This window comes from Aerosakkonema sp. BLCC-F183 (assembly GCF_041929145.1).
GTDB lineage: Bacteria > Cyanobacteriota > Cyanobacteriia > Cyanobacteriales > Aerosakkonemataceae > Aerosakkonema.
Window position 1 is genome coordinate 97,980 of record NZ_JBHFNU010000112.1, and the last position, 12,690, is coordinate 110,669.

General features: G+C 42.9%; 11 protein-coding genes. 1 reads left to right on the forward strand and 10 read right to left on the reverse strand.

Annotated elements, in window-relative coordinates:
* Positions 1-528: 528 nt before the first annotated feature.
* From ACE1CD_RS33220 to ACE1CD_RS33265, 10 genes are all read right to left on the reverse strand, one after another.
* On the reverse strand, positions 529-8,253 hold the full coding sequence (locus tag ACE1CD_RS33220) for a LamG-like jellyroll fold domain-containing protein (protein ID WP_374827465.1): 7,725 nt from the start codon (positions 8,251-8,253) through the stop codon (positions 529-531).
* A gap of 313 nt (positions 8,254-8,566) precedes the next feature.
* Positions 8,567-9,250 (reverse strand): GvpL/GvpF family gas vesicle protein, encoded by a 684-nt coding sequence (locus tag ACE1CD_RS33225; protein WP_374794944.1) that lies wholly within the window; start codon positions 9,248-9,250, stop codon positions 8,567-8,569.
* Between the two features lie 104 nt (positions 9,251-9,354).
* Positions 9,355-9,702: an FHA domain-containing protein gene (locus tag ACE1CD_RS33230; protein ID WP_374794943.1), complete on the reverse strand. Its 348-nt coding sequence runs from the start codon at positions 9,700-9,702 to the stop codon at positions 9,355-9,357.
* Between the two features lie 8 nt (positions 9,703-9,710).
* Positions 9,711-9,929: a hypothetical protein gene (locus ACE1CD_RS33235; RefSeq protein ID WP_374827466.1), complete on the reverse strand. Its 219-nt coding sequence runs from the start codon at positions 9,927-9,929 to the stop codon at positions 9,711-9,713.
* Positions 9,930-10,140: 211 nt separating this feature from the next.
* Complete coding sequence (locus ACE1CD_RS33240) at positions 10,141-10,449, reverse strand: type II toxin-antitoxin system RelE/ParE family toxin (protein ID WP_374827467.1); 309 nt, start codon at positions 10,447-10,449, stop codon at positions 10,141-10,143.
* Entirely contained in the window at positions 10,446-10,712 is a 267-nt protein-coding gene (locus tag ACE1CD_RS33245) for a type II toxin-antitoxin system ParD family antitoxin (RefSeq protein ID WP_374827468.1), read from the reverse strand. Before ACE1CD_RS33245 ends, ACE1CD_RS33240 begins: the two co-directional genes overlap by 4 nt.
* Positions 10,713-10,911: 199 nt before the next feature.
* Positions 10,912-11,106: a hypothetical protein gene (locus ACE1CD_RS33250; protein ID WP_374827469.1), complete on the reverse strand. Its 195-nt coding sequence runs from the start codon at positions 11,104-11,106 to the stop codon at positions 10,912-10,914.
* A 19-nt stretch (positions 11,107-11,125) separates the two neighbouring features.
* Positions 11,126-11,407 carry a hypothetical protein gene (locus tag ACE1CD_RS33255; protein WP_374827470.1) on the reverse strand — a complete coding sequence of 94 codons (282 nt, stop codon included), beginning with the start codon at positions 11,405-11,407 and terminating at the stop codon, positions 11,126-11,128.
* A 42-nt stretch (positions 11,408-11,449) separates the two neighbouring features.
* Positions 11,450-11,602: a hypothetical protein gene (locus ACE1CD_RS33260; protein ID WP_374827471.1), complete on the reverse strand. Its 153-nt coding sequence runs from the start codon at positions 11,600-11,602 to the stop codon at positions 11,450-11,452.
* A gap of 31 nt (positions 11,603-11,633) precedes the next feature.
* Positions 11,634-12,140, reverse strand: a complete 507-nt coding sequence (locus ACE1CD_RS33265; protein ID WP_374827473.1) for a hypothetical protein — start codon at positions 12,138-12,140, stop codon at positions 11,634-11,636.
* A 181-nt stretch (positions 12,141-12,321) separates the two neighbouring features.
* On the opposite strand from ACE1CD_RS33265, the gene ACE1CD_RS33270 reads away from it, so the two are divergent.
* Positions 12,322-12,666 (forward strand): hypothetical protein, encoded by a 345-nt coding sequence (locus ACE1CD_RS33270; protein ID WP_374827474.1) that lies wholly within the window; start codon positions 12,322-12,324, stop codon positions 12,664-12,666.
* Positions 12,667-12,690 lie beyond the last annotated feature (24 nt).

The window sequence follows — 12,690 nt, forward strand, 5'->3', positions numbered from 1 at the left end:
GTAAAAAATATTTCCATGCTTTCGCTACTGCTCCCATTTTCAGGTGTCTCTGAGGAAGAGCGACCCAGTTCGTTGAGGCTTTCGCATCTACCGATAGCACTGCATCTGATGAGATTGAGCCGATCTGTGCGATCGCAATTAGCATAGCTATTAAAAGCTTATGCTGTCTAGCTTTCAGTCAAATTTACCGAGAAAACTGGAGTTAGAGCCTCGCATATAAGAGAGCGACTTTATTCTACAAAGCGTTGCATCGATTAGTAGATATGTTAATATAAATTAGGAAAATCGCCCTTGTGTTTAACCTAACTTACGAGTTTAAATTAAAGCCAACAAAGTCCCAAGTTGCGATATTTGAGCAATGGTTAGAAGGATAAAAGTTTGGAAATTACTTGACTTGGAATTTTGATCGTCGGCAGTGGCAATACCAGAAGTCAGAAAAAAAGTGAGACTCAACAAATCTATCAAGAATGTTGAGTCTCACCTCTCAAAAATTGGCGATCTCGTTATGGCTAAAATAGCCCTAGCTGATTACTGCTGTTGTGAGCTAATCCATTCGAGAATTTGATCGACCTTCTGTTGTAAACTGGCAACATCAACAATGACCTTACCAATCCCCACATTTTCATCCCGAACTTTAAACTGACGCACATCACGACCAAAGCCCATCAGTGCTGGACGTTCTACATAAGTGACACGGTGCAACACCCGCCAAGCTTTGTTAGGTTTACCCGCTTGAGCTTGACGCAAAGCCCGTGCTTCCTCGTCATTGCTACGCAGCCATTCCGGGTCAACCACATAGTTGAAAAAGTCTTGGAAGTTTTGGGTACTACCTTCGAGATAGAAACTCATAAACCGATAGCGATCGACTTTTTCTCCAGGCAGAATGGGGTTATCGTTATAATCAGTCACCCCTTTATTTTCCATACCACTCAAGTCGATATTCAACTCAAAACCCCGGCTACGAGCTTCAGTTTTACTCATGGTTTGAGTCAGGTTAACGGTAGCTTGGGCGGTTAGTTCTGCCGCAAAGCCCAACTCGAATTCAAACTCAGTCCCTAACCCAGCAGCCATAGTATAAGAACCACCAATGGTATGTTCGACGGTATTGGCAAAGCTTTGAGCTTCAGTTCGCAGTCCACCGTCAGCATCCCAAACGTAGGTGTTGACAATGTTGCGTTTCCCGGCGCGAATTTGGATATTTTCCATGTTGCGCTGCCAGCCGTCAAAACTTGCCATCGCGTGTACTTGTTTATCCTGGTCGGTAATTTTACTTTGGATTTCCGCCTGTTTAGCCTTGGCAGCAGCACTTGTTTCCTGAGAAGCTGCCGCACTTTGAGCTTGAAATTCTTCAGCCTTTGCCGTTTGTTCCTCCGCAGTCGCGACCGTAGTCGGTTTGTCTTCTTCCCGTTGTACTCCAATAGTGGTAGGTGCATCACCACTATTGATGTTGCGATCTAAAGAGATTTCATCAATCGTCCGCACATTAAAGTTATTGAAGTAAGATTCCCGGCGTTTGTCATCCGCTTCGATTTGACGTTTGAGATTGTAGGCTTCTTGCAAGCGATAGTAACTGGCAGGATAGAGAGAACCATACTGCGATCGCATTTCGGGAACGTGCTTAAAGAAGCGTTGGCTAGTGGCAGAGCTTCCGGTCATACCATCCAAACTGCCATTCATGGTGTAAGCCGGATTCATCAAGAAGGTGATGGTGTTAACATCGGGGGGAATGCCATCTACAGGTAGTGTTTGGTAGCCAACCATTTTCTTACTGCGAGCCAGTCGGGTGACAAACACATCTGCCAAAGCTGAAACCACCAACGCATAGCCGATATTTTTGGGAATAAATCGGTTGCCTAAATGGGGGAATTTGGGATCGTCTTCAAATGTACCGCGCAATTCCAGCTTATCGGTCATACTCAGGGATGAGCTAGAGGTGATACTGCTCTCATTCTGGAATTGGTAGCTGAACTCGAAGTTGCCTTTGAACCCTCTTCTGTCAGAGACTGTTACTGCATATCCGGCACCTATAGTTATTTCGTCTGCTGCACCGTAGAAAATCTCAGCCGCCGCCCCCAAACCACTATCTTGCGATCGCGTCCAATTAAACTCCACATCTTCAGTCATGGTTAATTCCACCGAAGTTGCACCGTTATAATCATCGGCTAAGGTGAGGTTTTCAGTGGGTACAGGGGGAGCTCCTTCGATGTAACCGAGCAAAGTGGGAGCAAATTGGGCATTGCCAATCCATTTGAGTTCCAAGGTTTCCAGGGGTTTGTCAGGGAATAGATTCACACCATTGAGAGTCGGAGAAGCAAACAACCGTCGCATCATCGCCGTTCTTTGCCCCGTCGTCTGGTCTATGGTAATCGTGCTATATTCTGCACTCACTACAGAAGAGCCAATGCTTAACCAGGGGGCAGTAATATCTTCTACAATGGTCGCTTCGGTGACAGTACCATCATTAATGCCGGTGTAGTCTAAGACTTTGTTGGTCAAAATGCCATCTAAAGGCAAATAAATTGCCAAACCCGACTCTTGACCTGTCAGCCGCTTATTGAGATTACCCTTAATTTCGGCTTCTGTACGGGCTTTGTTCCACAAGCGAAATTCAGCCATTTGTCCATCAAAATAGGCATCAACAGCCCAGTTACTCCGTCCGATGTAATTAAGCGTGCGGTTCACGTTATTAGGAGTTTGACAAGTTCCCGATTGGATTAGCTGACCGTTCTTGTAAATTTTGCAACTTCCAGAAGGTTCAAGAGTGACAGCAATGTGCATCCATTTTCCAGCTTCTAAGAAATTTGGAACTTGTATATTCTGTTGAGCAGTTCCCCGATTGACATAGAATCCCAGCGTATTACTCGTGCCTGGATTAGCTAAGACAATGTTATCTGCGGGCGCACCATTCCCGAAATCGATAATTCTTGACCAATTTTTAAAGCTGTTGTAACGCACCCAGACTTCTAAGCTCAATCCTTGGGAGTAGTCGATGTTCATTGCGGGTAAGGTGATGTGATCGTTGACCCCATCAAACTTCATCACCTGATTATTCGGTGTGTCACTACTCGGTTGACCCATCGGTGCCACACAAGCCCACCAAAGAGCATTCGTCAGCGTCCCGTGTTGACCATTACCGGAATTATCACGGATGTCAGTTCCGGTGGCTTCATTCAGGGGATAGTAAGCTAACAAACCGGATTCATTCCCACTAATGAGGGTGCGGCTATTGGCTTCAATTTCCTCATCACTCAAAGCCATTCCCCAAATACGAACTTCTGCAACTTTACCAAATTGCTCGCCTTGCATCACGGGCACGGGGGTAAGTGCTAGGGTTTGATCTGTGACGTTTATGGCTTCAAATACAGTGCCATGATTGCCTGCCACTAGGTCTAAGACTTTTCCGCTTTCTACCTTATTTAAAGGATAATAAGCCACCAAGTTTGCTTCTTTGCCAGTCAGTCGCTTACGCATATCCGCTTGAATTTCTGCCTGAGTCCGGGCTTTGTTCCAGATGCGGACTTCTGTAAGTTGACCGTTGGTAAACTCTCCAGTACCCCAGATACTGGCGAGGAAAATAAATTGGCTAGCGCTAAAGGTAGGTAGTGCTACGTTCGCACTCGTTCTTTGGGCTACCAGCACTCCGTCCAGATAGCTGACAAATCCGTTGACGGTGTTCGCTTTCCAAGTCATGGCTATGTGGTGCCAACTGCCATTGGTTGCAGCGTCTCCCACCTTGATACCTGTAGTACCCCCATCTGTAGAAATAATATGTAGACCTTGCCAGCCTGCAACAATAAACGCACTACCACCTTCTTGCTGTCTGACGGCAGATTGTAGACTACTCCCCTTGAACCAGTATTCGATGGTAATTTCATTACCACTGGGCATTCTGGCTGTAGTCTTAATATGGTCATTGACCCCATCAAACTTCATTACCCCATAGTCGGGAGGCTGGCTACTAGCAATGAGATGGTTATTGCCGATCGCATAAACATCGCCAATCGGTTTCAAACTCGCTTGCTTGATATCTTCTAGCTTTTGCTTGAATGTGGCATTATTGGGATCGCTACTGAGATCGACTTGAGCATCAACTAAGGCTTTGGCTTTAGTATCACCCACCTCTTTACCATCAATGTAGAAGCGAGTTGTATTTCGCTCACCAACAACCGTGAGATGATGCCAACCTGTGGACAATGCTCCCATACTAAAACCACAGTCATAAAAATATTGTTTCAGGGGGTCATCGGTCAGGTAAATTCCTAACTTTTTATCCTTGCTGACGACAATGTGCTGATCGGCATTTTGCCCCCGAATGAGAGTATTCCATTTGGCGGTTTGTGGTAAGGGATAACAGAACCAAGCTTCGATACTCCAGTCTGCTGTCAGCGACAGGGGTTGATTCAATTTAACGATGCTGTTGTCATTGCTAAAATTCAAACAGGGTCGTAGAGTATTGGGAATCCACTGCTCAAAGGCGGTATTCAGACTATCAGCAGTCGCATCATAGTTTGTGCGTCGCATCCGTCCTTGTTTATCAAAGTAACTCAGTTGCACATTGCCTTCGCAGGTTTCGATCGCATTGAGTCCACTAGCCGGACGCACAAACCCTAACAATGCTCCCTGTGTCACCAAACCCTTCCCATCTTTAGCAATCTGAGGCATAGTTTGGGGCGTTTGCTGGATGGTTCTCACCCCATTGAGAAAGTCAGTATTTAAGGTGTTAATCTCAGTTTGAACGGAGGTCAGTAAAGCATTAACTTGTTGCAGACGATTTTGCAGTTGGGTTTTCTGTGCCGCTAGGTCAGTGCTAGGAGTTTCTAAAATTTTCAGTTCATTTTGTAACTGAATTAATTTTTCTTGCGCTCGTTGTAACTCAATGGTTTTATTGTCCAAGGCTTGTTTGGCATTGGCAATATTATTATTGCTGACTCGACCCAGATTGACAATTTTCCACTGCTGATTGCTTACTCCACCATTAGGCCAAATCCCAATCCGGCGATCGCTATGACCATTGTAAAAGTCAACGACCATATTATTGTCTTGACGAGTCCGAATCAACCAGAAATTTTCCGGAATTTGCTCGAACTTCCAATGGTAAATCGGAGAGTTAGGGTCAGCATTCAGATCCGCTTTGATCGGCTCACCTTGGACGGGAATTTTCAGGGTACGATTGCCATAGCTACTAACAATGCGATAATAACCGGAGTCAGCAGGTTCAAATTTAAAATCAATGTACTTGCCACTGATATTACTATTACCCGCCATGATTTCTGTGTAAGGATCGAAATGGGCTGTCCATTCTTCATTCAACCACATCCGAGAGATAAATTTACACCAGTAGTTAAACAAGTTGCCTACTTCAGCATTGTATTTGGTTTGGCATTGACTCAGTTGACTTTGGAGACTACTGATGAGAGCTTGTTGATTGCTGATTTCAGTTTTTTTGGCACTGATTAAGGTCGGCAGTTGGGTAGATGAAATTTGTTCTTGAGCAAGAATAACCGCCAGTTTGCTTTCTATATCCCGCTTTTCAACGAGGAGCGTCCCTTCTTGTTGCTCTTTCACCCGCAACATTGGCACTTTGCCTTCTAATGACAACTGATTATCAGCCAAAGTTGTTAAGCTAACGGTGTCCGTATATCGGGCTTCAGTAATTACATCAGATATTAACTGAATTGTTTGTTTGCGAATATCCAACGTTGTCCAAGAACCCTTCAGATTACCAATGCCAAAAGAGCGCACTAAAGACACTCCATCAGGGATAACAAAGCGGCATTTGGCTTGATACCATCCGTTACCTAGATTGATAAATTCGGTGGCATTAGGCGTAATATTAATCCAGTCTAAAGAACTGCGATTATTTTTGCCCTTGTAGGTAATTGCAAAAATCTTGTTATTTTGCCCATCAACATTATTGGGGTCTACCGCAGGATTGACTTTAAACTCAAAGTCTTCGGCGTAAGTTGCCCCTTCAGAAACCGCAAACAGTTCCTCATTTTCGTATTTAATTGCAGGAGTTGTTGTACCCGTAAGGTTGCGGGATAGGGACACAGCACTAACATAAGCACCGCCATAAACAATGGCATCATTACCATTAACAGAAAAATCAAGAACTTGACGATCTTCACCATCTTCAACAACGGCACCTAATCGCCAGTAACCCATTAAACCGACTTCTTTGCCTGTCAGTTGCAGGTACATGGTATCTCGGATCTGGGCTTCTGTGCGGGCGACTTTCCAGATGCAGAGTTCCGAAACAGTGCCTTCGTAACCACCTCCTAAAACCAAGCTCACTGTTTTGGGCAGAGGTCTTTTGTAGGCAGTTCCACTATGCCATAGTGTGCCATTGCGATAGACTTTCATTTCTCCGGTGGTGGCATTTTTGGTAAATGCCCAGTGAACCCATTGTCCTTTATAATCGGTAGGTTGGGCGGCTTTATCGATTCGATCGAACCCACTCGCATCGGCTCCACAATCAAAGTAAACTGTGCCGTTGATCCAAGGAAAATGGATATTCAAAACTCGCTCATTATTAGCACCAGTGGCATAAATCAGCGAATTATAATTAGGTAAGGAATTTCCTCCTTTAGCCCAAAAGGTCACCGTGATTTGATTCCCAACGGGCATACTTTCAGGGGGAATTTGCACCTTATCATCTCCCCCATCAAAAACCAAACCTCGCCGTTTCAGCGATTCCATTTTTAGGTTAACGGCTGTTCCCGTTTGCCATTTAATATCATCGAGGCTGAAGGTTTTATCGTCAATTTTCGTGACGGTGTAGGTGCCGTTATAATCTCTGGTATCGACAATCTGGACTGATTCTCCAGTATTTAAACCGTGATTGAAGGCGGTAATTCTTAATTTGCCTGTCGGAGTGATTTCACAACCGATCACCGCACCATTAAAAACTAACCCCGTTTGTTCTTCGGGGATAACTTCCCAGTTTCCTAACACCGGAGTTGGTGGTGTTACTTCAAAGACATCATTATCAATTTTGGTGATGCCTTGTTGGAAGCTATTGTAGTTCCGAGTGCCAGTAATTTTAACTTGGTTAATTTTTGTGGGATCGAGGTTTGTCAACGTTGAGGAAATGACATTGACTGCATCTTCTTCTCCCTGTTCTAAACGAGTAATTTGTCCTTGGGGAGGTGGGGTGGTTGTGCCAATGATTTTGACGTTATCTAAGGTGTTTAAGGGTAATAACACTTGACGAGCGGTATTGCGCCAAATTTTCTCGGTCGCCGTGGGAGCAATTTGGGACAATGTACCATCACCTGCTACCGCAAAACTGAAAGCTGCTACATTCCCGGTGTTTGTGGGAATGGCTAACATGACTTTAGTACTTTCCCGCAATAGCTGCATCCCTTCGTCAGTTTGCTGTTCCCGTTGTACGTCGTATTTTGTAGCACTTAAACCGTTAACAACACTCAAAGTCCCTAAATCTAAGATACGTTTGATAATCCCTGGCAGACTACGGGGAATTAGATTATCGTTGGATTCTTCAAAAACGGTGTAATCTTGAACATCAAACAGCCCTTCATCTGACATTAGCAGGGTTGTCAGTTCGACTTTCTTGGTTTGGCTGTTGTAGGCAAAAATATGCCAGCGATAAACGTCATTTTCGATGGTGGGAACCAATACCACAGAAAACCAACCGTTTTGCAGATTATTGATTAAACTTAATTCAGTGGTAGGTTCGTAGAAAAAGTTACCATTGATATCTCGGAAGTCCAGGGTGTCAATATTGACGAGTCCACTGGCTCCTTTTTTCATGTTTTTACTGGCTTCGTGTTTCTGGCGACTGCGCTTGAACCGCACTTCTAGTTTGCGGTTTAGTTTATTGGTCATGCCATCTAACACAAATCGGTCTACCAGGAGGGTATTTGTTTGAGATTGGCGAAACACATAAACGTGACCCAAAGCAGAAAGCAGTTGCACTGGTGCGACGGCAGTTTGGTCAAAGGTTTTGTAGCGAGAACGCAGCACAAAACTGCTGGGATTGGCTGCATCGGTCAGTTCTGCGGTTTCTTGGTCAATAACTGACTGGTCATCGTCTTCATTGGGAAATTCTAATTCTTGCCAACTTTCCCAGCCAGTTCTTTCATCCGGGGGTGTGTTGAGGTAGCTGTCTTCAAAGCCGTCTTGTTTGATGCTGTACCAAATTTTACCATCGGCATCGGTAGCGACAATTACCACTTTGCCTTCGTGGGCAATGGTATTGATATGTTGGAGTTTGTCTTTACTTAGATACATATGTAACCAAATATGGCATCTTTCTTTTTATATATTTACAGAGTATGCCTTTAGATAGAAGCGTTATAATTATTCATTTTTATCAAAAAATGTTAATTATTTTGTATTAGTTTGTGTATAAATATTAATCGCGATCGTCAACAATATTTTTGCCTGAATGTTAATACCTACGAAACGGAATAGGCCAAGATGAAAGCCTGGGTATACAGCAGAGCTACTTTATTGTCGTCATTGTCGTCAAAAAAAATTTAAGGGATGGGAATTTTGCGATCGAATCTTCGCGGACGACGCCAAGCGGGGTCGAGACGATCGTTTAGATAAAATGGTAAGGAGCTAAGGGTTCTCCCAATATTAATTGCCAGCGGGGACAAGCTTGTTGCCAAGCAAGAAATTGTTCTGCGAGTAAGGGTTGGTCTTGGCGATCGATTAAAATATAAATCCGCGCTTCTTCACCCTCTTGGGGTACAGCAATTGCAGATTTATATATTGCGGTGATGATTTCTACGGCCTTTTCCCATTCCGCTGTTTGAGTGGCGTAAAATTCCTGCTGTGCTTTATAAAGTTGCTTCTTAGCCAAAAAATATTGTTTTCCCCCACCTTCTGTGGAAATTTTTTGTTCTTCTGGAGTGCGGGGAATAAATTTCAAGATACATTCAGCTTTACCATTTAGCTGGCGTAGTTTTTCCAGATATTCTTCAGCGTGGGATTCCAGATGATTCAACAAGTTTTCTTTGGAGACAAAGGAAATGCCAAAGCGCAAAGGTAAAACTGTAGTTTGACGGAATAGTTCGCCAATCACGCGATCGTGCGACAAAACCGCTTCGATTAATTGTCGATCGTCGTTTTGCAATGCTTCTACGAATACATCCGCTTCTACTACAGAGGAAACGCCGGCGCTGCTAATCAGAATTACGCGATCGCTAATTCCCACGGGCAATTCGAGAGAAGCTGTTGGCGTTGCCAAAAAGCCGTAAGTATAAAGATTTTGCTGTTCCACACTTAATAAAAAAGGTAAAGATTAAAAACGAAAAAGCCTGATTGCCTATCCCGCAACAACAATTGCAAACTCTAGGTTGCCAAGTTTAATTTTACTACCCACCGTTAGCACAACCGGATCTGAGGGCCGATCGGCAGAGGGGGAGTAAGTTGTTGCCCATTTACAAAAGTACCATTGCGGCTGACAAGATCGATAATTTGAAGTTTATGATTTGCCCACTGGATGACGGCGTGCTGACGGGAGATGGTCGTAGGGAGGCTGGGCTCGTAGCCGCTGAGGTCAATATCGACAATAATATGAGGAGGATGGCTGCGCTCGATGAGCGATCGCAACCGATTCAAAGAAAAGTATTGATTCGCTTTTGGCCCATTGAGAACAAGCAAATAAGTTACTTCCGGTTTAAGCTGAGTTAATCCAGGAATCGGATCGAAACCAAAACCAACAACCATCATAAACTCGACTAGACTTTTTCGGCAATATTAAAAGCTGACAGATATGAAACATGGATATCGCTTCCCCAGTTACTCTCCAGCACTGACCGCAAACTTTGAAATACAAAATCCATCTTCTCCGGTTCTTGTATCCGATAGAATGACAAAGTACTCAAAAGCATCAGATAATCATCTATACTATAGGTGACTTCACACCGTAAATGTTCTGAAACTAAGCTATTAAACATACCTGAATCGATGACATTCTGTCCAAATCCTCTGATAATTTCTGCTTGCTTACAAAATATAGTAAAGTCTAAAATGCAAAAATTCAGAGAAAGCTGGCAGAAACCTGCCTTGATTTTGGATATCAACTACCGATTATTTGTACGCTTTACGAACCGATCGGAGAATAGAGGATGTAGCAAGATGATATTTTGAAAAACTGCACAAATCTGTTCAAATATCATTTTCATCTGACTCAAACAAGTCTTTTATATTGCGCGAACCATGTACCACCCGGAGAATTTCTAAAGTGTTGTCCCTAACCTGATAAATAATAATATATCCATCTAAAGGTACACCTCGTAAATCAGGTCTAATATCTTCATAACTGCGCCCCATCATGGGAAAATTGATTAAATTTTGACATTTTTTCTCGAAAGCTGCAATTAAACGATCTCCTGCCTCAACATTGAGGTTGGCAAAATAATCTATAATTTCGTTTAAATCGCGACTAGCAGAGGGAGCAATAATGTAACGATTCATGCTTGCTCCTGACGCGCTTGACGTAATTTTTCTTTCAATTGAGCGACAACTACATCTCCGTCAATCCCTTCACCGCGTTTGAGTTCCTCAATAGCCACATCTACCTTTTGTCGAGTTTCTTCTAGCCATTTTTGATATTCTCGATCGCGTTCATCTAATAATCGAAAAGCTTCCACAATTACTTGCTCGACGTTACTGTATTTCCCACTATTGAGTTTTTGTTGTATAAACTCAGCTTGTTCTGGTTTTAGATTGATATTCATAGTTAATTTTTGGGAGATTATCGTTTTAAATAGTATATTAGCATAAAATTACGGCTTTTGGATGGTATGGTTTCATTTGCATATATTACACCCTAGAAACCCGGTTTCTCGAAGAAACTGGGTTTCTTTGCACCTTATTCGCCTGAAAACGCTATAATCGAGCGATCGCAATCAACCCAAATCATTACGATTTATAAAGCTACTTTCTGCCTCGAATTCGCTGAATATCTTGCCAAAACTCCTCTCTCGTTACTTGTGCTAAAGATTCCTTTCGTTCTTTGGTATAGTCACCACGTCCCCAGCCAAATTGTTGTAAAAAACGAATAGCATCAACCTGTCCCAAATGCTCTACTAAAACTTGATAACCCTTTTTTTGTAATTCCACAGGTGTCATTTTTACTTCTCCTTTCTAATTAAGCTTCCAAAACGTTCATTAACCAGGTAACAGGATTATCCACAAGAATTCCTATTACACCTTGATGACGTGATACATTTCTCAGTAAACGGTCATCAGTAGAAAGTAAAACATCTGCTTGAGCTATTTCTGCACAAGCAATATGAAACGAGTCATAAAGACCAAAGCCTAGACTTTCCAGTTGCTGGGATCTTCGATTGGTATCATCATTAAGATTGACTTTAATCGTGGCAAACTCCAATAGCTTTAATACATTCTCTAACTTTTCCAAATTAGGCATTCTTTCTAGTTCGACTTCTATAGCCTCACTAGAAATAAGTTGTCATTTTCGATCGTAAATCTGCTCCATAATGCTGAGTACGGCTTCTCCCTCCCAACGAACTCGCTCCTGATTCCAATCATCAAAAGGACGATTCAAACAGCAAACATCTAGATAAATTTTATAACTGTTCTCTTGCCGATCCATGATTATCATTTTAAACACTTTGCATTGGATAGTACCAGATTCAACCATCAAAATATACCTGCTTAACTACCTCCAAAGGTAGGTCTAGTAACTCTGCAATTTCCTCGTTGCTTAAGCCATACTGTCGTAATTTATCAATTTTTTGCTTCTTTGTTTGATGGTTGTTGCCTTGCTGGAAGTCAGGAGTTGCAAGCTGAGTTTTATCTGGGCTAGGATTGGGCCGATCGGAACCAATATTTATGCAGCCAACTATATTATTAGTACTTTTATTACCTAAAGATATATTCAGATTTGATTGCCGTTCTAGAATAGATTTAAGATGTTTTTTATCAACCGTTTCACCAAAAATATCAGATAATAGTCGCCAAAGCTCGAAACCTACTTCCTTAGTATGACCAGTCGTACAATTATAATCTTTAGCAATATCAGAATACTTTTGCCGCTTCAGCGTTCCCTCGATAATTCCGCGCTGCAAATCATTTATACGCTTGCCTGTTTTAGCGTAGACAACTTCGTCTACGAATTGCAATACCTCGCGACTATCCATAAGTGAGGAAGTGAGAAAACTGGAGTTATTATAGCTGACTTTATCCTCCCTAATCCACCTTTTTCCGCCTTGGGCTTAAATTTTACAAAAATTTAAGAAATATCCACCTTTTTCCACCTTTTTCCGTCTTTTCAGGTTGGGTGCGCTTGGTCTAGTATGTAGCAAAAGTTGGAGAAACAGTATGGGTAGTAAGTCTAAAAAAAAACATGATGTTATAAAAGAACGCCAAAAAGAACATGATGCTATCGTGGAAAAATCTACTGAGATCGGAGCAGGAATAGGTACCGCTGTGGGAGTCGCCTATGGCTCAGCAGTGAAAGTGCAGATGGTTACTGGTGCTGCTGTAGCCAGTGCTGCGAGTCTCGGTGCTGACGGAGGAGCTTCCATAGCGGCTGCTAGTGCAGCAGGTGATGCTGTTATAGGTGCATCAGCTGCTGTTGGAGGGACTATTGGGGCTGGGGCTGGATATGTTGTCGGAAAAAAAGTAGTTGAAGCACGTGAAAAAGCCGAAAATCTAGCACAGTAGATAATATTGGCTTTGTGGTCTAAC

What these genes read in the sequence shown, in the direction of transcription:
- ACE1CD_RS33220 (WP_374827465.1), bottom strand. Translation starts at nt 8,253, where the DNA reads ATGTATCTAAGTAAAGACAAACTCCAACATATCAATACCATTGCCCAC.
- ACE1CD_RS33230 (WP_374794943.1), bottom strand. Translation starts at nt 9,702, where the DNA reads ATGATGGTTGTTGGTTTTGGTTTCGATCCGATTCCTGGATTAACTCAG.
- ACE1CD_RS33235 (WP_374827466.1), bottom strand. Translation starts at nt 9,929, where the DNA reads ATGTTTAATAGCTTAGTTTCAGAACATTTACGGTGTGAAGTCACCTAT.
- ACE1CD_RS33240 (WP_374827467.1), bottom strand. Translation starts at nt 10,449, where the DNA reads ATGAATCGTTACATTATTGCTCCCTCTGCTAGTCGCGATTTAAACGAA.
- ACE1CD_RS33245 (WP_374827468.1), bottom strand. Translation starts at nt 10,712, where the DNA reads ATGAATATCAATCTAAAACCAGAACAAGCTGAGTTTATACAACAAAAA.
- ACE1CD_RS33250 (WP_374827469.1), bottom strand. Translation starts at nt 11,106, where the DNA reads ATGACACCTGTGGAATTACAAAAAAAGGGTTATCAAGTTTTAGTAGAG.
- ACE1CD_RS33255 (WP_374827470.1), bottom strand. Translation starts at nt 11,407, where the DNA reads ATGCCTAATTTGGAAAAGTTAGAGAATGTATTAAAGCTATTGGAGTTT.
- ACE1CD_RS33260 (WP_374827471.1), bottom strand. Translation starts at nt 11,602, where the DNA reads ATGATAATCATGGATCGGCAAGAGAACAGTTATAAAATTTATCTAGAT.
- ACE1CD_RS33265 (WP_374827473.1), bottom strand. Translation starts at nt 12,140, where the DNA reads ATGGATAGTCGCGAGGTATTGCAATTCGTAGACGAAGTTGTCTACGCT.
- ACE1CD_RS33270 (WP_374827474.1), top strand. Translation starts at nt 12,322, where the DNA reads ATGGGTAGTAAGTCTAAAAAAAAACATGATGTTATAAAAGAACGCCAA.